Source organism: Sporosarcina sp. QA0331 (genome assembly GCF_055808055.1).
This window is the reverse complement of the sequence record NZ_CM147850.1, coordinates 3,765,561-3,785,710: the sequence shown is the minus strand read 5'-3', so window position 1 is coordinate 3,785,710 and position 20,150 is coordinate 3,765,561. Positions and strand designations below refer to the sequence as shown.

Sequence of the window (20,150 nt, the reverse complement as noted above, 5' to 3'; positions counted from 1 at the left end):
GCCGCCCCGTGTCCAAAGTGAGGGGTCGCACGTCCAAAGCAGGCCGCCCCGCGTCCAAATTGAGGGGTCGCACGTCCAAAGCAGGCCGCCCCGCGTCCAAAGTGAGGGGTCGCACGTCCAAAGCAGGCCGCCCCGCGTCCAAAGTAAGGGGTCGCACGTCCAAAGCAAGCCGCCCCGCGTCCAAAAGTGAGGGGTCGCACGTCAAAAGCAGGCCGCCCCGCGTCCAAATTGAGGGGTCGCCGTCCAAAGCAAGCCAGCCCCCGCCCAAAGCAACGCCCCTCCCACTCCGAAAAATCCACAAATTCAGAATGTCCTAGCCCCCACCAATATGCTATGCTTTCCTTAGCAAGACAAAAGGGGGATCTGTATGGTACAACACACTTTATCAAACGCACAGGAACGTGATCGGCAAGACAAACTCGCTTCCTATAGGGATGAATTTTACATACCGGCTAACACGATCTACATGGACGGCAATTCACTCGGTTTATTGTCGAAACGTGCTGAACAAACGCTACTGGAATTGCTGGAGTCATGGAAAACGCTTGGCATCGACGGATGGACGGAAGGGGAGCATTCATGGTTTTATTTATCCGAGCAAGTCGGGGAGAAAATGGCGCCTCTTGTCGGGGGAATGCAGGGAGAAGTCATTGCGACCGGCTCCACAACAACAAACTTGCATCAGCTCGTCACGACGTTTTACAAGCCTGACGGCAATAAAACAAAAATCCTCGCAGACGAATTGAATTTCCCCTCAGACATTTATGCGCTGAAAAGCCAGCTCCGACTAAAAGGCTACGATCCTGACACGCATCTCATCCGCGTAAAAAGTCGAGATGGCCGTTATTTAGATGAAGATGACATTATTGAAGCGATGACCGACGACGTGGCGCTCATCGTGTTGCCGGCGGTGTTATACCGAAGCGGGCAAGTGCTCGATATGGAAAAGTTGACGAAAGCTGCGAATGAACGGAATATCCCAATCGGTTTCGACCTTTGCCATTCAATAGGTGCAGTCGAGCACTCACTCCATGATTGGGGGACGGATTTCGCTTTTTGGTGTACATACAAGCATTTAAATGGCGGACCAGGTTCTGTCGGGGGCTTGTTCGTCCATGAAAAGCATTTTGGCAAGTCACCGGGGCTTGCCGGTTGGTTCGGCTCGAATAAGGAGTCGCAATTCGATATGGATCATACGATGGATCCCGCGCCGGACGTCGGTGCGTATCAAATCGGTACGCCCCATGTGCTAAGTCTAGCACCGGTCATCGGCTCCCTCGACATGTTCGAGGAAGTGGGCATTACGGCAATCCGTTCGAAATCACTGGAATTGACGGGCTATATGATTGAATTGATCGAACAGGAGCTGCTGGGATTGGGCTTCATAATCGGAAATCCGATCGACGGAACACGTGGCGGCCATTTGCTGCTCGAACACGAGGAAGCGGCACGTATTTGCAAGGCGTTGAAGGAAGATGGCATCATACCGGATTTCCGCGCTCCGAATGGCATCAGGTTAGCACCTGTCGCCCTTTACAATTCGTTTGAAGACGTTTGGCATACGATACAGAAGTTGAAAATTATCATGGATGAAAAGAGATACGAGAAGTTTGAAAATAAAAGGGGTGTTGTCGCATGACAGGGGATTGGATTGATATTTCACAGCGGCTGCATAATGGAATCGCTGAATGGCCAGGGGACACGCCGTTTTCCTATGAGGTCAGGTTCCTGAAAGCGGACACGGGTTCCGTCAATATCGGAAAAATGACGGCGAGCATGCATATCGGCACGCATATCGACGCGCCGTTCCATTATGACGATAATGGAATGAAAGTGCATGAGCTGCCAATCGATGTCTATATCGGAAAGGCACGTGTTATCGATGTTTCGGGACTTGAAAGCGTCGGAAAATCCGATTTGGAAGGAATCGATTTCGGGGGCGTGAATCGGGTTTTATTAAAAACATCAAGCCGTCCGAATCAGGATGTGTTCCCGGAGAACTTTACCGTTTTGCGGCCGGATCTCGGTCCTTTATTGAAGGAACGAGGGGTAAGGCTAATCGGGGTCGATACGCCTTCCGTCGATCCGGAAGAGAGCAAGACGCTGGATGCCCACCATTCACTGCATGATAATGGTGTGCTTATTTTGGAAAACATCGTGTTGGACACAATCGATCCGGGAGATTACGAACTGATTGCTCTGCCACTGCCGATTGAGGGCGGAGACGGAAGTCCAGTGCGCGCGGTCGTTAGGAAGTGGCAGTCATGAATGATAAAGGGATTCATACGGATTTTAAGGATAATATGACATATGGGGAGTATTTGCGTCTCGATAAAGTTCTCACAAGCCAAGAACGGTTATCCGGCCACCACGATGAAATGCTGTTCATCATCATCCACCAAGTGAGCGAGCTTTGGATGAAGCTTATTTTGCATGAGCTGAATACTGCAATCGAGCTGATTGAAAAAGATGAACTGCCGGAAGCGTTCAAAATGCTGGCGCGCGTCTCCCGTGTACAGACGCAGATCATCCAGGCGTGGGATGTCCTTTCGACGTTGACGCCTGCCGAATATATGGAGTTCCGGGAAAGCCTCGGTCGCGCATCGGGCTTCCAGTCATACCAAAATCGACTGATTGAATTTGCGCTTGGCTACAAGCAGCCACATATTTTGAAAATCTATGAGAAAGACCCTGATCTTGCGGGTGAATTAAAGATTGCCTATGAAGCACCTGGAATCTATGACGTAGCCATCCGCGCTCTATCACGTGCGGGATTCCCAATCAACAAGGAATTGCTCACTCGCGATTTTTCCGTAACATACAAAGGTGATTCGACCGTGGCAGCTGCATGGCTCGAAGTATACCGCGATGTCGATCGTTATTGGGACTTGTACCAACTCGCCGAAAAGCTTGTCGATATCGAAGACAGCCACCAGCAATGGCGCTTCCGCCATATGAAAACGGTTGAACGGATCATCGGTTTCAAAACGGGCACCGGCGGTTCGTCGGGCGTAGACTATTTGAAATCCGTCCTAGACCATAAATTCTTCCCTGAACTGTGGGATGTGCGTACTAAACTGTGAATGAAAAAAGAGGCTATTAAATAAGATTAACGGGTTCGGTTAATGGGGAGAAAAGAGCAATTAACAAACGTAAATAACAGGTTAATCAGCATATCTTTCAACAGTGAAATAGTTATATAAAAAACAAGTAAAAGCGCTCAGCCTGTTGACAAACGCTCGCATCCGTTGTTGCTCGTGTCGCTCGTCCGCTCATGAACTTTAGTTCTATTCGCGTCTTCGCTCCACTTCGCGCCTAGGCTGACAAGCGTTTTCAATCAGGCTGAAGAAATCCCGATGCATTACAGATTTCCCCAAAAAAGAGTGTAGACAACGCTAAAGAACGACTTTGTCTACACTCTGAAGCGCTCAGAAATCTGAGCGCTTTTTGGCGAAATATTCTACTATCCTTATTGAACTAAAGCACCCGTTCGTTGAAGAAGAATCGTGAAGCTTATTCAACGATCGCGCTCTTTAATTGAATAACTAAAGTCTGACCTCACTCATAATATTACTTAATTCTTCTTCAACAAACACTCTTTGGTGTAAGTACATCTTTTCACATTTAATCTAAATCAAACTCAAACTTAAAACCTGCAAGTTTAGCTTATCCAATACGTTTCATGATGTCCTTTTTCGTTGGGCACATGAACTGGACATATTTGAAAGAGTCCAGTTGCAACAATATATTATGTCTTCTAGTTTGAATACCCTCTTTATAACTTTAGTAATGAAAATAAGCCGATATTATGCAACTCTGTATAAAAAGCTGCATAATATCGGCTCTAAGGATTTTATACGATATAGAAAATTAGCTTTTCGTTACATTAACAGAGCCTTTCTAATCAAAAATTATAGGAAAAATAAATGTAACGAAAGCTGCCCAAAGTCCGTAGATCGGCAAATACTTTGTAACGGCATCTTGGATAGTTGAAGGTCCGGATTTGTTTTGTAGAAAACGCATATAGGAGAGCATAATCCAAATTAGATTTGCCCAGATAAGTATGTTTACGCCTAAAACAGCAAGTCTATTAGGCGTAATCCCGTAAGAAGAAAGTCTGAATACGATGGCTGACAAAGCCACACTGTCAATGATAAGCGCAAGAACAATTAAGGCGAAATTTATATAATCTGAAATGTTCTTTTTCTCGTCTGAGTCGCTCTCGGTAATGGAAAATATAGTAACGGCCAATACACCAAGGAGTATTCCGTTGAAAGCTATCAGGAAATTGCGGTCCAAGAATGGATTTTTTCCGACCCATATAACCGTTATAAGATAGACCAACAATGTGATCAGGACAAGAGGACTAAAAATTTTAGCTATATATGGTGTAATATTCTTAGCAAGTTTAAGATTCATTGATACCAGGTATGCAGCCACAATAGCGAGAGCGGCAGCACCAAATAAAACGACATTACTAAAATAGAAGTCTTCTATATCCAATCCAACAAAGCTAAATAACTGCATGGTTAATGCTGCTAGTACCATTCCGCTAACTGCCATGCTGGCGTAGAGAATACAATATTCCAAATTAAATTTAATATAGGCTAATCTTGTACTTCCTTTTGAATATTCATTTCCTGTAAAAGCAATTCCTACCAATACCCATAAGAATATGGGAAGGTGTAAATAAGCAAGGATAATACTGTCTTTATAATTTATAGGCAGCATATTAAGATAAAACCCGGAAATTAGGAACAACGCTACAAGGGAATAAATCACACTTTTTTTCGGAGTATTATTGTAAACAATATAGGCAGCAATAAAGGGAATTATACCAAAAGCCAGGTTAATTGGAGCAATTGCTTCCTGTTCGACAAAATGGAAGATGATTCTGGTGCTTATCCCGGCCAGAATGGCTAAAATGCCCATGAATAAGAAACCTTTTTGAAACAAGGAAGATTTCTCTGTATTTGTCATCTCCTTGAAATTCAATCTTTCATACCAAACACCAAGAACCTGAGAATCAGGATTTTGGTCCCATGCGTGTGAGAATGATTTTTTAAAAGCTTTCGGGTCTTTTCTATACATTCTCTCCAGCTCATGAGGGTTAGCTATATTTTTAATAATCAAATTGTCAATGTCCATCGTTATACCGCCCCCAATAATTTTTATATTAAGTTTCCTCCACAATGTTTAACTGTCTTCGACACTTTTGTATTCTAAAATATCTCCAGGCTGACATTCTAAAGTCTTACAAATTGCCTCTAAAGTGGATAATCGAATCGCTTTTGCCTTTCCATTTTTCAATATAGAAAGGTTCGCCATTGTTATTCCAACCTTCTCCGAAAGTTCTGTTACGCTCATTTTCCTTTTTGCTAACATCACATCAATATTGATTATAATTGCCATTGTTATTCACCTCAGACCGTTAAATCATTTTCTGATTTGATATTAATTGCTTCTTGTAAAAGTTTTTGGAGAACAGCCGCAAAGACTGCGATAACCATCGAAGCAAAAGGAACAACCAATCCGACAAAGATAACTCCTGGTGCGTCGTCTACTTCCGCAAAGATATAGAAGAGCGGCCAAACTAGCACATGCAAAATACTGATTGTGATGGCACAGTATTTGATTTTCTTTAAAGCTTTTACAGATAAATCGGAGAAAGCTTTATTTTTGTCAATATAGCGTAAGAGTTTGAAAGCCTGATACAAAGCAAAGTAAAAAGGTATCGCCGATACATCAAAAGCGATGAAAACGAGATATTTTATATAAGCAAACTCTGGAAACAATTTTGCTGCAAGATTCGCCATCTCAGGCACCAAAAAGATGCACAGAGCAAGTACTAGGATTCCTAAAAGAATAACAGCTATTTTTAAAAACAGCGTTGTTACTTTTCCCATAAGAGCACCTCACTTATTTATTTTGATGTTAATATATATTTTATCGTTTTGCAATAAAATTTTATTGACTTGGATAAAATATTTATTGCGAGTTTTTGTTTTAAGCAAAGATAAAAAGCATTTCTCATTCAAAGAAATGCTCTATAACTTTAAACCATTAAATCTAAAACTTGTACAGCTAACCTGCCCCGCTAGTTGGAGATCATCATTTCTCAATATTTAATTTATTTCAGCATAGATTTCTCGTCTTCCTACTATATTTTTCTTTTCAATATCCAATTAGCACGTGTATTAACAACGGAATTAACAAAGGCACAATTGGGGTACCAATTCATCAATATAAAGCATCTAAATGTTGATACAACAAGAAAAATAGGGACATCAATTCATATGCGAATTGTGTCCCCGAACTCTGTGTTTCTCCCCATCAACCGAACCCGATAAAAATTAGATGGCCTCTTTATTAAAATTGTCAAAGGAATACAGCGCGAGACGAAGACACGGAAACAAGCGAAACTTCCGCGAAACACGCATAACCTCTGCTAAAAACGCATAAACGTGTCAAATAACGCATAAATCGTAGTATACACGCATAAATTTGCCTAAAGCCGCATAAATCCAAAAATGTACGCATAAATCGACGGGAAAACGCATAAAAGCCTCGCCAGCTCATCCCGGCGAAGCTTCAATATCCTCAAATCGAATCTCTCTTATTTCTCCCCTTTTCATCTGCAACAAAGAATGGTTGACAAAGGTTTTCCCTACGGTAACTATCCCGATATTGTTTTCGGTCTCGACAATCGCTCCCGTCTGCATCTCCAAATAACGGAGACCTTCCTGCCATTTCGCATCCTTCGGGCAATCAATCGCCTTCACGCCATTACGAATCGAAAACCCGTCATCGCAATACCGATAAATCGTCCTTTTCACTCGCCGTCTCGCATTGCCCCAAATCGCAATTTTCATAAGCTTTCCCCAAATACCGGAGAAGCTCATATTATGGGACGGGCTGCTCGTGAACTGTAAAATATCTAGCACTTCCCGTTTCGACGTCAAGCGCGATCGGACCGCAGAAGCATAATGGACATCTCCTGACAGGATGATGCACTGGGACAGACTCCAATGGAACAGCTGCCCGATGAAATCGGTGAATCCTTTGCCGTTATATTTCCATGCCTCAAAATCAAGCACTTCATGAATCGGAAATCCGAGCGCACGTAGTGGATACACATATGAATGAAGAACAGATTCGATCAAGCCCAATCCATATAATGGAGTAGGCGAGACGACAATGAGTGGATCCCCCCGTGTCCAATGAGACTTCAAAAGGGTCCGCGCCGTCACTTTCCAACCGGACGGGCTAATCAATCTCGGTGTCTGGACCGTCTCTTTATACATTCGCCCGACTTTCACCGGTTTCGGGTCTTTCTCAAAATGACGCATTGTCCTCGTATTTAAAAATAGCGCAGCAGGTGTAGTAGGCGCCACGAATTGCCAGCCGTTAAATGACCAAAGCCGATTCGCCCAAACCTCATAAGCAGTTGAGTCAGCAATGAACCCGTCGAAATGACTACACATCGACTGTAGGAACCCCTCCCCGAACCGTTGTGGCTCATTGCCCCAACCTTGGAACGCCCAGTATGCACATAGCCCGTTCGCAATAACGTGTTTCCCTAAAGGTGAAGCGTGCACTGCACTGCGCCAGTCTGCGGATAAATTCCAATCATCCGTCACATCGTGATCATCAAATATCATATACGTAGGCATATTTGCAAAAAGCCTGCGTATCCGGTGAAGCGAACCGATCGCCTCCAGAAGATTCTTGGTCTGCTCTTCAAAACGTCCTCGATATTGCTCGAGTTCATTGCGATCCTCTGGAAAATAAACATATAAGCCATTTTCCTTCACTAACTCATCAAACGTAGGGAGAAATATACCTTCCCATATCGCCGGACTCCAAGAGAGCAAGTACATCGCTGCGAACTCACCAAACGTGAGCAAATGATTCGAAGCATTGGCTGAAGTGAACCGACAAAATCGTTCTGTTATAAACTGCCTTCCATTCACTTGCCAAATGGCCGTTGCAAATGGCTTCTCCTGCAAACTCGGATCGAACTGCCCAAGATCTTCATTACCAATATAGTGTTCGGCGACCGTTCTGATGACTGGGAACAAAGGATCCGCCACATCATCCGCATAAATTTGGTCGCCTGTAAGAAACAAAGTGCTCGGCCGTCCTGCAAGATTCCTCATTTCCCTTTGCAGAAGTGCATCTGCTGCAACGAGGGCATCATCTCCCTTTCCATGAAATTTCCGACAAGATGCATATAGAAAAGTTGGAGCTGCAGTAGCGGGGATGAAAAACGAAGGGTAGGGAAGTCCATCGTATGTGATGGAATCTTCATTTTTGTGAATCAACCCGAGGCTTGCCAAATTATTTATAATTTTTCCAACGCGAAAAAGCAGGTCATAGCCAAGGAGTGTATCCGTTGGAAATTGCCCACGCACCTGCACAAGGTGAATGAACAAACGATGGCCTGCTCGTATTGATGTTGTATTCGTGGCGGTGTCAAGCGGCACAAGCGTGTCAAGACAATAAACGGCAGCGTCCACCTCAACAGGACGGTCCGTCGCAACCCAAATGGCAACAGATTCCGTATCTACCCGCCGTAACATCGGCCCTGCTAAAATCCCCGCACTCTCCATGCAAATCACCACCATCACTGACGTAATTACTACTAGCGTATTCAGTCTTGATGACGATGGTGTGTGCAGAGAGATGAGGGGCTTTGCCATCTCTGCCAAAAGATTTTGCTCGAGTTGGAGGTTGTTATGGCGCAATCTGGCGAAGTTTTGTCGCAATTGGGCGTAGTTATGCTCGAGTTACGGCTTGTTATGGAGCAATCTCACAAGGTTATGCTCATTTTGGGACTTTTCACTCTGCCCATCTTCAGAAATTCTTCAGAAAATCCATGCATGAATCTTCATATTCTTTGTAGACAATAGATGTATTAAAGGAAAAAGGTGAGGTTCTTCCAATGAAAAAAACACTTATGATTCTATTTGTCGCCGCATTGGCGTTTTTCTTCCTCATTAAAGATAAAGACGCTCGTAAAGAAGCAGATCCCCTCTACCACGAGGCGAAGGCCGCTATCGTCCTTGAGGCGGATACGGGAAAAATCCTCTACGAGCAAAATGCGAAAGAAGCACTGCCGATTGCAAGCATGTCAAAGCTGATGACCCAATATATCGTCCTTGAAGCGATCTCCGACGGCCGTCTCTCATGGGACAGCCAATACGAGCCATCCTCGGCCGCCTTATACCAATCGAGACATGCCGTCATTTTAGGGATGGACAAGAACAAGACATACAGTGCCCGTGAGCTATTTACAGCGATGACCGTCACTTCAGCAAATGATGCTGCTATCGCGCTTGCTGAGATGGTGAGCGGTTCGGAAGAGGAATTCGTGAAAGAGATGAATAAGAAAGCAAAACGATTTGGCTTGCGCAACACTCGCTTCATCAATGCAACAGGACTGGATGAAGAAGAGACGAACCGTGCTTCCGCCAAGGATGTTGCTGCTATTGCAAACGAACTTCTCACACAATATCCCGAAGTGCTGGAATTCACCCGCATGACAGACTTTACAACAAGCGAAGGGACAAAGCTATGGAGTACGAACCTTATGCTCCCGGGAATGCCACAAGCGATGACAGGAATGGAAGGATTGAAAACAGGATATACCGAAGAAGCAGGGCCATGTTTCGCTAGCACAGGCATCTACGAAGGGAAACGGATCATCACAGTCGTCATAGGCGTAGGCGAGGACAGCAAAGATACTGCCCCGCGATTCGAACTGACACGTGATCTGATCGACCGTTATGTTTTAAATGAATCGTAGAAGTAACGACCTTGCATGGTATAATGAAACAAAATATTTGCATAAGGGGTCGATAACTGTGAATGAAACCGAAAAAGCCAAGTGGATCGAAAAATTGCCATTACTGCAAAAAATTATTGAAAAGCAGGAAATAATGTGGCGGAACCCGTTGAACGGCGACAGTGCAGTCGGCATCACTCAAACGGGCATTACTGAGACTGACGTGAAAGACGCGAGCGATCGGTTGAAACGTTTTGCTCCGTACATCGCAAAAGTATTTCCCGAGACATCAGAGGCAAACGGCATTATCGAATCGCCGATTACGAGGATTCCAAAGATGAAAGAAGCACTCGCCGCTACATATGAAGCAGAAATAGTAGGGGAATTACTGTTGAAACAAGACAATGCACTTCCAATATCAGGCTCCATTAAAGCACGTGGCGGCATTTATGAAGTGTTGAAGCATGCTGAGACGCTTGCTATCGAACACGGACTCATCCACAAAGAAGACAACTACGAAAAGTTTGCAGAACCGGAATTACGTAATTTATTTGCAAAGCATAAAATAGCTGTCGGTTCGACGGGAAATCTCGGTTTGAGCATCGGCATCATGAGCGCGAAGCTCGGCTTCAATGTTACCGTCCATATGTCCGCAGATGCGAAACAATGGAAGAAGGATCTCCTTAGGGAAAAAGGTGTGACAGTCGTCGAATATGCAGATGATTATAGCAAAGCGGTAGAGGAAGGCAGACGCCAGGCAGAAGCCGACCCACTTTGCCACTTCGTCGATGATGAAAATTCACTTGATCTTTTCCTTGGTTACGCTGTTGCAGGAGAACGGGTCGCTGCGCAATTAAAAGAACGCGGCACAATCGTCGACGAGAACAATCCCTTATTTGTTTATTTGCCATGTGGGGTTGGCGGGGGACCTGGCGGTGTTGCGTTCGGCTTGAAGCTTCAATTCGGCGACAATGTCCATTGCTTCTTCGCGGAACCGACCCATTCACCATGCATGACAATCGGCATGATGACAGGCTTGCATGACAAAGTTTCAGTCACAGACTTCGGCTTGGACAATCAAACAGCGGCGGACGGGCTTGCAGTCGGTACACCATCTGCATTCGTCGGCAAAAAGATGGAACTGCTCCTTGAAGGATGCTACACAATTGCGGATGAAACGATGTTCAAGCTATTGACAATGATTGCCGATACTGAAGACATCCGCCTCGAACCGTCAGCTCTTGCGGGGATGACAGGACCTGTTCAAGTAATCCGTAATGAAGTACCTTTTGCGAATGACGCAAAAGCAACCCATCTTGTCTGGGCAACTGGCGGCAGCATGGTGCCTGAAAATGAAATGGATATTTACTACGGAATCGGCAGGAAATAATCGAGCTATTTCCCGGGAAATCGACGGATTTCGGGAAATATTCCGCCAATAGACTCTCCTTCAACCGCCACAAATAGGACTTTCAAGTCGAACTATGAAGCCTGTAAGCGGGAAATATAGAAATAACCATCAGGAAATAGAATATGAAAAGGGCCCGTTTATTCGGCCCCTTTCATTTCCTTATGCGAAAACGGACATTTCCCGACAATTGGTTCGATATCGTCACCGATGAAAAACTGTTTCCATTCATTATGTGAAGGATCTCCGTAATGGCTAATATCCGGATGCTTCGGCAATTGATCCCACGCTTCGACACGTTCACGCACCTTTTCCCTCGACATGATGCCACCTTTTTCGGTACCCTTCAATCCTTCGAAAATGCGTCTAGGTTGGAAGCCGAGCACCATCGACTGCCCCAAATCCCTAGTCTTCCGCTGCTTATAGGCAGGCGCGTTCCCGAATACGAAGATTGGCTCACCACCAAAATGGAAGTCCCATAAATAATGATCAGGATCGCGGGGACTACTAGCTGGCCACTCCACTTCATCGACGTCATGCAAATATTGCAGAATGTCCCAAAATTGCTTTCGGTATGACTCCAATTCTCCTTCCGCCTCAAATGGCTCTACGAAGACGAATAGCCCATGACGCTTATGCTTCGGATCATCGAACAACTTCAAAAAGGCATGTAACGCGGAAGGCAAGTTCGACCAATCGTCCTGCGTCACATACGCATAACGCAATTCACCCTTCAATTCGCCACCCATGCCGAAATAACATGGAAACGTCTTATCCGTCACCGTCGCATGGAATGTCCGATAACTGTTCAATAACCATTCCGGTAAATCAGGTCGTGTTGCAAAATCCTCTTTCGTCAACAGCATAGTAGTCTTTTCATCAATCAATCATAATTCCCCCCAACTTATATTCAATTGTCCATTTCCCTTATCAGGGGAGCGTAAAACTAATGGTTTAGTTCAATCATAAGAGGGAATAGACGATATGGAGAAAAAAGATGTGGAGGATGAATGCATGAGTTCCCCTGTGGAAGATCAGTCAAAAACGAACGTTAATACAGAATATGATACTTTAAAGAGAGTTATCCTTTGCCAGCCGAAATTCATGGCAATTGAAGATGTCATCAATGATACCCAAAAGCAATATGCAGATGAAAACATAGACGTGGAATTGGCGATGAAGCAGCATGAGGAATTCGAAAAGCTGCTCCGTGAACACGGCGTAGAAGTGATCAAGCTACCTTCATCAGAACAATTTCCCGAGCAAGTCTTCACGCGGGACATCGGTTTCACGGTCGGAGAGGATGTATTTGTCGCTGAAATGGCGAGCGATATTCGAAAGGGAGAGGAAGAGGCGCTAGAGGAATTTCTAGAAGACGAAAACATTCCTTACCAGACGACGACAGACAGAGTTGAAGGCGGGGATGTCATCGTTGATCGCGACAAAGTGTATGTCGGCATTAGTAGCCGCACATCGAACGAAGCTGTCCGCAAGTTACAGCGAGATTTGCCAAAACATACTATTATCCGCGTACCGTTCAATGAAAAATACTTACACCTTGATTGTGTATTCAACATACTGTCACCCGAAATCGGCTTGATCTTTCCGGAAGCACTTTCAGCAGACATGGTTGAAACGCTTTCGAACAATTATAAGCTGATCGAAGTATCGGCAGAAGAGCAATTCACAATGGGTACAAACGTATTGTCGATCGGGGACGGCAAAGTATTCAGCCTCCCGCAAAATGAAAACGTCAACACCGCAATGCGCGCCAACGGATTCGAAGTCATCGAAGTCGACTTCTCCGAAATCATCAAATCCGGCGGCTCCTTCCGATGCTGCTCGATGCCGCTCGAGCGGGAATAAACCTCACGAAAAGTGAGGTTTTTTAGTGGAATCAATTCTAAAACCGCATAAATGCTGATATTCACGCATAACCCGTCAGAAAACCGCATAAATCCATTCAAAAACTTATAAATCCAACAAGAAACGCATAAATCGATATTTTCGCGCATAAATCTTTGAAAGCACGCATAAAATTGCTGGAGCTATCTATAAATAGAGTCCAGCTAGAAAAATGCCTAAAGCTTCTTCATAGATTTCAGCAAACTGGGTAATTGGCAAAGGGTTGATTCCAGAACCCAACTCGACAGTGAACCCAGGTCTTCGCCAATCTTGAATAAACCAATCCTTGTAGCCGGCATAGCTTTCAATTGTTTGGACCGGCTCGTAGCCGCTTACACGGCTAAATTCATTGACCATAATTTCCGAATAAGGTGGTTCCAATCCCTGGTATCCCCAATAGATGACTTCACCTTGTGTATGAAATGCGAGTACCCACGCAAAATCCCGCTCCCTCGTCAGGTCTGCCATCGTGATCGCTTCCGGTTCTGAGAGTGGTCGTTCTCCTCCATAATCCCGGGGACCCGGGGTTTTCGGATTGCGCTCCCGCTCCAAATCCCAATTGGCCGGGAATTGATCGTTCAAATCGACACCTCGAATATTCGCCTTCCATCCAGAGAAATCTGTGCTGCCGTTGTTCCATTCAACGACTCTCGTTCTCCATGGCTCCGTATCCGGTGGTCCTTCCTGAACTAGTGTAACTCCGTCAGGATTCACCATTGGGACAATAGACAAGGTAGATTGCTCGTATAAAGGGAAAGTCGTTAAGCCTCGTATCGAAGTTTGATTCGTAAGGGAAAGCAAATAGTCATTAAGGAAAGTCATAAGAACGGGCGTTGTAATCCATTCATTTGCATGGAAGGAGGCATTGTAGTGAACCCGTTTCGGTCCGGTTCCAAGTTGAATCTCTGGAATGTTCTTTCCGATAACCGAATTCCCAATTGACGTGTTCCGGATGAAGGGATACACAGATTGTAGTCTTCTCAAGTCGTTGATCATCATTTCATAGCTATACGTTTGCTCACCGTTGACGAGCCTCCAAGTGATGCGCAAAGGAACACGGATTGTCTGCCCAACTTGCAGGCGGTTTGGATCTATCGATGGATTCACAAGAAAAATTGTCTCGATGGGGACATTTCTTCGCTGCGCAATTAACCATAACGATTCTCCCTGATTGACTTGCACTTCAAACGCCACAAATCCCGGAATTCGGATGCGTTGCCCGACCAAAAGGACCTGTAAGTTTGCATCACGATTCGAATCTATAATCAATTGAACTGGAACTCTAAATAGTTGGCTGTAGTACCAGAGCGAATCTCCCGGTCGCACTGTAATGTCCACGCCACTCCTCCTCTTTACATAACTCATCCAGTATATGAGGGGAAACTAAAAAAGGACCATCCGAAGATAGCCCTTACCGATCAAACTTCCGATTCTACAATATGATTGTCATCATGCATTGGACTTTCATAAGCAACGAGCGTCACGCCAAGCTCATTCTCCAAAGCACTCAATACCTTCAACTGTTCCTCATTCAATTCCGCAAGCGGCGCTCGTTCGCGTTCAGGCATCATCGGTAACACTCCCTTTCAATTTACAGATAGGGTAACCAATCGGGGTTTCGATATACGAATGATCTAACGTAAAAAAATCCACATTAGCCTAGAACGCTTCTGTGGATGTAAGCTTGTCCTATTTACTTATCCGACTTGCCAAGGACGATTGACCTTCGACTTTTTCTTCGGCTGCTTAGCCCCTAATTCAGCTCGCGTCATTCGCTGAGGTTCCATTCCTTTTTCGATCCGTGAACTCACTTCTCTAGAAAGAGAATGCAGGTTAGGTGCTAAAAAGACTCGATTTGAGACGTGTCCACAGTCCGGGCAGTCTGCTATTTCTTTATTGCCAGCCATTGACTTGAAGAACAGCGTAAATTCACCGCACTCCTTGCAACGGAATGTATAACTAGGCAAAACGATTCCTCCTTATTTCGGCATAATGTCTTTATCGAAAATTTGAGTAGGAATCGCGATTGTACAGCAAGCATTCGGAATATCGACAATACCGTTAATACGCCCCTCAACCGGCGCGGTACTCAAAAGCATATACGCCTGCTCGCCCGTATACCCAAGAGTCTTCAAATACTCGATCGCATTCAAGCAAGCTCTGCGGAATGCAATATTCGCATCCAAATACGTCTGTTGTCCATTGCGATCATCAACCGAAATCCCTTGGAACACAAGGTAATCATTATAGTTCGGCTCAACAGGACCAGGCTGGAACACAGGGTTTTCATGAATCTTATACTTTTCCATGCCGCCCTTAATAATGTCCACCTTCAACTCGATCCAGCCGGACATCTCAATCCCGCCGCAGAACGTAATTTCTCCATCCCCTTGCGAGAAATGAAGATCGCCGACAGATAACTTCGCCCCTTCGACAAAAGTCGGGAAGAAGATCCTCGATCCCTTCGATAAATTCTTAATATCACAGTTTCCGCCATTTTCCCGCGGCGGCACAGTACGTGCGCCTTCCTTTGCAACTCTATCAAACTCTGCACCCGATAACGTACCAAGTACAACACTTTCCGAAGTAGGAGCATTCGCTAGCGCAGGCACTCGATCCGGATCCGTATCTATCAGTTTTTGCTCTCGATCATTCCACTTTTGCAAAAGCTCCATAGAAGGCGCAACACCGATAAGTCCCGGGTGAATAAGCCCCGCAAATTTCACGCCAGGCACATGCCTCGAAGTCGTATAAATACCTTCAAAGTCCCAAATCGACTTTTGTGCTTCCGGGAACTCGTCCACTAAAAAGCTTCCGCCATTCTCCTTCGCAAAAATCCCGTTAAAACCCCATTCATACCCCTGATGCGCCCCGATATCCAAAATATCGACAACAAGCAAATCACCAGGCTCCGCACCATTCACATACACCGGGCCACTCAAAACATGAACACGCGAAAGATTCACCTTCCGGACATCCTCCGCACTATCATTATTTCCAATCTGCCCATCCGTCCATTCCTTGCAATCCATTCTAAAAGAAGTACCAGGATCTACAGAAAAAGCAGCAGGAATATCCGGATGCCACCGATTGTGACCCGGATGTGCTTGCTCTTCCATCGGCTTACTCAAATCAAGTGCATACATCGTTTTCGCCATTCCTATTCCCCCAATCATAGATTTCGAATGCGCTTTCATAGTAGCAATAATATATTTAACTGTCAAATAAATAAGAAATTTGTAAAATTATATTTTGATGGGGAATTAAACAGGCGATTTGGATAATGATGGAATTCAGTGAGGTCGAAGGGAATGTGTATTGATTAAACTGGATGAGTCATTATTAGCTGATGAAAGGCAAAGAACACACAGGATACTTTGACTTGTTGAATTTTCCGAATTAATTTAGCTTTAGTTAGAAAAAATGCTACAATAGTAATAGAATGCACAAAAGCTAGAATTGATTAATTAAGTTAACTAGAGGAGATTTGGAATGACTAGAATCATTCATGTAGTCGGTGCGGTTATACATAATGAAGAAGGTAATATTCTCTGTGCTAAACGTTCGGAGAATATGACATTACCTGGTTATTGGGAATTTCCCGGCGGTAAAGTTGAGGTAGGTGAAACACCACAGACAGCTTTGCTACGTGAAATAAAAGAAGAACTTCACTGTGATATTGCAGTGGGGCATTTTATTGAAGACACGACCTACTTATACGATTCAAGCACAATACGTTTAGTAACCTATTTTGCTGAAATAATTAATGGTAAACCAACTCCTTATGAACATAGTGAATTAAAATGGGTACCATTTAAAGAACTATATTCATTGCAATGGGCACCAGCAGACATTCCAGCCGTCGAAAGGGTGATACAACAATGCAAGAAGGGATTTATGAACAATTAATAAACAAGAAAATTAAAGCTGCATTGGACGAGCTTCCAGCTATATTTGCTGTGGAAAAGGAAGTAATAGACGAAGCTGAGGCAAGAGTTCTTTTATCCAGTTATATTTCATCTGTAACTAAGAATGCGTTATCACATATTCGAGATGGTGGAAATAAGGAAGATGCACTCCTTAGACAAATTCAAATTTGTAATGAAATCATTGATGTGCTTCACCAAAAATTAAATGATGATGATTTTGCGGGACTTAAATTAGATGAGCATGCAGAAATTCTCACCTCGATTTATAAAACAATTAATACTGCTCAATCTCTAAAAAAGAAAAAAGGGGTTAGACCTGTTACCCCATTAACACAAAGCTCTTTATTCACCGGATCACATGCCGAGCCTAATATGTTGGAGGAATTAAAAAAGGAAATTGCTACTTCTGATGAAATTGAATGGCTGGTTTCATTTGTGAAGTGGTCTGGTTTGCGCATTATTATTGAAGAGCTTCGTAATTTCACTGAACGTGGCGGCAGTCTAAGAATTATTACAACGTCATACATGGAAGCGACAGATTACAAAGCACTTCAAGAGCTAAGCAAGCTCCCTAATACTGAAATTCAGGTTTCTTTGGATAAAGAAAGAACACGGTTACACGCAAAAGCATATTTGTTCAAACGAAAAACAGGGTTTAGTACTGCTTATATAGGTTCCTCAAACCTTTCCAACCCAGCACTAACCTCTGGACTTGAGTGGAATTTAAAAGTAACAGAGAAAGATTCATTTGATATTATACGGAAGTTTGAAGCGACTTTCGAAGGTTATTGGAATGATGAAGAGTTTAAAAGCCTGTCGGCAAACGACGAAGAAAACTGGTCAAAAGTTCGCAATTCTTTGATGAAAGAACAAGTGGCGGAGACGAAAGAACAGTATTACTTGGATATTCGACCATATCATTATCAGCAAGAAATTTTAGACGAACTGGAAGTAGAACGTACTGTACATGGGCATATGAAAAACTTAATCGTGGCGGCTACTGGAGTTGGCAAGACAGTCATCTCCGCCTTTGATTTCAAGCGTTTCTTACAGCAGAAACCAAACGCGAAGTTATTGTTTATCGCCCATAGAGAAGAAATACTTAAGCAAAGTATGTATACTTTTCGTGCGATTTTAAAGGACGCCAACTTTGGAGAAATGTTTGTCGGGCGTTTTGAACCTACTTCATTCGACCAACTTTTTATGAGTATCCAAAGCTGGAATAGTAGAAAGATGATAGAAAAAACAACTGCTGATTTCTATGATTTTATCATCATGGATGAATTCCATCATGCTACCGCGCCAACATATCGAACCTTATTGGAATATTATGAGCCAACCATTCTATTAGGGCTAACAGCTACCCCAGAACGAATGGACAATCAAAATGTACTTAGTTATTTTGACGACCGAATTGCAACTGAGATGCGATTAACAGAGGCGATCGACCGGAAATTGTTAAGTCCCTTTCATTATTTCTGTGTAACGGATAATGTCGATCTCTCAGCTATTAAATGGTCAAGAAGAGGTTATGATACTGATGAGCTCACAAATGTTTATACTTCCAATGATCGTCGAAGCGATCTTATTATCCGCAGCATCAATAAGTATGTTACTGCTTTAGATCAAGTAAAAGCTTTAGGATTCTGTGTGTCGGTTGAACACGCGATCTATATGGCTTCTTACTTTAACTCAAAGCAAATTCCTTCCATCGCTTTGCATGGAGAATCTTCTGATAAGGAGAGGAATACAGCGAAGTTTAAATTAGTAAACGGTGACATCAAATTTATATTTGTTGTGGATTTATACAATGAAGGAATCGATATTCCAGAAGTTAATACAGTACTATTCCTGCGACCGACTGAAAGTCTAACCGTATTTCTACAGCAATTAGGTAGGGGACTACGTCTTGCAGACGACAAAGAGTGTTTAACTGTATTAGATTTTGTAGGGCAAGCTCACGCAGATTATCCATTCGAAGAGAAATTTCGGGCACTGGTTGGAAGGACGAAGCATTCCATTCGACATTATATTGAAAATGGATTCTTTCATTTACCGAAAGGATCCGTCATTCAAATGGAGAAGCAAGCGAAGGAATATATATTACGGAATGTAAAAGAAGTAAAAAATACTAAACAAAATCTTATTACGAAGATCAAATACTTTGAAGAGGATACAGGGGACCAGCTTACGTTATCAAACTTTCTTCATTATCATCATCTTACGCTTGCTGAATTTTATGGTAGGGGAAGAAACAGGTCCTTTGAAAGGCTCAAAATCGAAGCGGGGATCACAGATGATTTTGACAGCAAATATGAGGAGGTTGTAACAAAGCGGATTCATGCTTTGTTTCATCTAGACTCAGCTGATCTAATCGAATTTTATCAGAAATACTTAGTAGGTGGGTTAATTGAAAATGAAGAACAACATCTGATGGTGGGGATGTTATACTATTCATTCTTCGACGCACCGCCAGGAAATTTAGGTTTTACATCAATGCACGATGGTATACAAAAACTCATATCAGCTGAAGTGCTTAAAAGTGAAATACAGCAAGTGCTAGACGTGTGTATGGATAAAATCCGTTCCGTTGAAAAGCCATCGCCATTTGGCTATACATTTCCACTCCGTGTTCATGCGCAATATACATCTGACCAAGTGCTTGCAGCTTTTGGTTATTTTAATGAAGAAGTCAAACCAGCATTCCGAGAAGGAGTCAAATACTTTGAGGATAAACAAACCGATATATTCTTCATCACATTAAACAAATCGGACAAAGATTTCTCACCGTCAACACAGTATGAAGACTATGCGATAAGTGATCGACTATTCCATTGGCAATCACAGAATAAGACTTCAGACTCGAGCCCGACTGGAAAGCGATACATTAATCATAGACAAACAGGAAATAAAATTGCCCTGTTTGTTAGAGAGTATAGACAGAAAGATGGCTATACTTCGCCATTTGTTTTCCTAGGGACTGCTGATTATGTGAGACATGAGGGCAATAAGCCAATTAGTTTTGAGTGGCGATTACATGAACGGATACCTGCATGGCTACTACCAGTGGCAAATAAAAGTGTTTTATAATTATTAGCAAACAACTAAGCTCAATCAGCAA

At 43.6% G+C, this 20,150-nt stretch carries 17 protein-coding genes; 8 read left to right on the top strand and 9 right to left on the bottom strand.

All coding sequences use genetic code 11. From position 1 onward, the window contains the following. Positions 1–367: 367 nt before the first annotated feature. Genes kynU through kynA form a run of 3 tightly spaced genes read left to right on the top strand, consistent with a single transcriptional unit; the run spans position 368 to position 3,083 of the window. On the top strand, positions 368–1,639 hold the full coding sequence (gene kynU, locus AC0L13_RS19280; protein ID WP_473642351.1) for a kynureninase: 1,272 nt from the start codon (positions 368–370) through the stop codon (positions 1,637–1,639). Then, positions 1,636–2,268: an arylformamidase gene (gene kynB / locus AC0L13_RS19275; protein WP_473642350.1), complete on the top strand. Its 633-nt coding sequence runs from the start codon at positions 1,636–1,638 to the stop codon at positions 2,266–2,268. The genes kynU and kynB overlap by 4 nt, the downstream gene beginning before the upstream one ends. Next, the gene (kynA, locus tag AC0L13_RS19270) at positions 2,265–3,083 is read left to right on the top strand and encodes a tryptophan 2,3-dioxygenase (RefSeq protein ID WP_473642349.1); all 819 of its coding nucleotides are present in this window, start codon (positions 2,265–2,267) and stop codon (positions 3,081–3,083) included. The genes kynB and kynA overlap by 4 nt, the downstream gene beginning before the upstream one ends. An 817-nt stretch (positions 3,084–3,900) precedes the next feature. On the opposite strand, the gene AC0L13_RS19265 is transcribed toward kynA, so the two are convergent. The 4 genes from AC0L13_RS19265 to AC0L13_RS19250 all read right to left on the bottom strand — a co-directional run bounded on the left by AC0L13_RS19265 (position 3,901) and on the right by AC0L13_RS19250 (position 8,612). After that, on the bottom strand, positions 3,901–5,148 hold the full coding sequence (locus AC0L13_RS19265; RefSeq protein ID WP_473642348.1) for a DUF4153 domain-containing protein: 1,248 nt from the start codon (positions 5,146–5,148) through the stop codon (positions 3,901–3,903). A 48-nt stretch (positions 5,149–5,196) separates the two neighbouring features. After that, positions 5,197–5,412: a helix-turn-helix domain-containing protein gene (locus tag AC0L13_RS19260; RefSeq protein ID WP_473642347.1), complete on the bottom strand. Its 216-nt coding sequence runs from the start codon at positions 5,410–5,412 to the stop codon at positions 5,197–5,199. A gap of 11 nt (positions 5,413–5,423) precedes the next feature. Further along, a complete protein-coding gene (locus AC0L13_RS19255) occupies positions 5,424–5,906 on the bottom strand; it encodes a DUF2975 domain-containing protein (RefSeq protein WP_473642346.1) in 483 nt (160 codons plus the stop codon). A 669-nt stretch (positions 5,907–6,575) separates the two neighbouring features. Next, the gene (locus AC0L13_RS19250; protein WP_473642345.1) at positions 6,576–8,612 is read right to left on the bottom strand and encodes a DUF7800 domain-containing protein; all 2,037 of its coding nucleotides are present in this window, start codon (positions 8,610–8,612) and stop codon (positions 6,576–6,578) included. A 332-nt stretch (positions 8,613–8,944) separates the two neighbouring features. Here AC0L13_RS19250 and AC0L13_RS19245 point away from each other — a divergent pair, with 332 nt between their 5' ends. Together AC0L13_RS19245 and AC0L13_RS19240 are read left to right on the top strand one after the other, a co-directional pair. Further along, positions 8,945–9,808, top strand: coding sequence for a D-alanyl-D-alanine carboxypeptidase family protein (locus AC0L13_RS19245; RefSeq protein WP_473642344.1), 864 nt, complete (start codon positions 8,945–8,947; stop codon positions 9,806–9,808). 58 nt (positions 9,809–9,866) lie between these two features. After that, positions 9,867–11,177 carry a D-serine ammonia-lyase gene (locus tag AC0L13_RS19240; RefSeq protein ID WP_473642343.1) on the top strand — a complete coding sequence of 437 codons (1,311 nt, stop codon included), beginning with the start codon at positions 9,867–9,869 and terminating at the stop codon, positions 11,175–11,177. 158 nt (positions 11,178–11,335) lie between these two features. Here the strand turns inward: AC0L13_RS19240 and AC0L13_RS19235 are convergent, their stop codons facing one another. Further along, positions 11,336–12,061 carry a YqcI/YcgG family protein gene (locus AC0L13_RS19235; RefSeq protein WP_473647141.1) on the bottom strand — a complete coding sequence of 242 codons (726 nt, stop codon included), beginning with the start codon at positions 12,059–12,061 and terminating at the stop codon, positions 11,336–11,338. A gap of 148 nt (positions 12,062–12,209) precedes the next feature. On the opposite strand from AC0L13_RS19235, the gene AC0L13_RS19230 reads away from it, so the two are divergent. Further along, positions 12,210–13,061 carry a dimethylarginine dimethylaminohydrolase family protein gene (locus tag AC0L13_RS19230; RefSeq protein WP_473647139.1) on the top strand — a complete coding sequence of 284 codons (852 nt, stop codon included), beginning with the start codon at positions 12,210–12,212 and terminating at the stop codon, positions 13,059–13,061. A gap of 186 nt (positions 13,062–13,247) precedes the next feature. Here the strand turns inward: AC0L13_RS19230 and AC0L13_RS19225 are convergent, their stop codons facing one another. The 4 genes from AC0L13_RS19225 to fmdA all read right to left on the bottom strand — a co-directional run bounded on the left by AC0L13_RS19225 (position 13,248) and on the right by fmdA (position 16,258). Continuing rightward, positions 13,248–14,438: a M14 family metallopeptidase gene (locus tag AC0L13_RS19225; protein WP_473642342.1), complete on the bottom strand. Its 1,191-nt coding sequence runs from the start codon at positions 14,436–14,438 to the stop codon at positions 13,248–13,250. 80 nt (positions 14,439–14,518) lie between these two features. Next, a complete protein-coding gene (locus AC0L13_RS19220; protein ID WP_473642341.1) occupies positions 14,519–14,671 on the bottom strand; it encodes a hypothetical protein in 153 nt (50 codons plus the stop codon). Positions 14,672–14,797: 126 nt separating this feature from the next. Further along, positions 14,798–15,067, bottom strand: a complete 270-nt coding sequence (locus AC0L13_RS19215; protein WP_473642340.1) for an FmdB family zinc ribbon protein — start codon at positions 15,065–15,067, stop codon at positions 14,798–14,800. Between the two features lie 12 nt (positions 15,068–15,079). Next, positions 15,080–16,258: a formamidase gene (gene fmdA / locus AC0L13_RS19210; protein WP_429918516.1), complete on the bottom strand. Its 1,179-nt coding sequence runs from the start codon at positions 16,256–16,258 to the stop codon at positions 15,080–15,082. A 334-nt stretch (positions 16,259–16,592) separates the two neighbouring features. Here fmdA and AC0L13_RS19205 point away from each other — a divergent pair, with 334 nt between their 5' ends. Both AC0L13_RS19205 and AC0L13_RS19200 read left to right on the top strand, forming a co-directional pair. Further along, on the top strand, positions 16,593–17,009 hold the full coding sequence (locus AC0L13_RS19205) for a (deoxy)nucleoside triphosphate pyrophosphohydrolase (protein WP_473642339.1): 417 nt from the start codon (positions 16,593–16,595) through the stop codon (positions 17,007–17,009). Continuing rightward, positions 16,982–20,119: a DEAD/DEAH box helicase gene (locus AC0L13_RS19200; protein ID WP_473642338.1), complete on the top strand. Its 3,138-nt coding sequence runs from the start codon at positions 16,982–16,984 to the stop codon at positions 20,117–20,119. The genes AC0L13_RS19205 and AC0L13_RS19200 overlap by 28 nt, the downstream gene beginning before the upstream one ends. Positions 20,120–20,150: the final 31 nt, after the last annotated feature.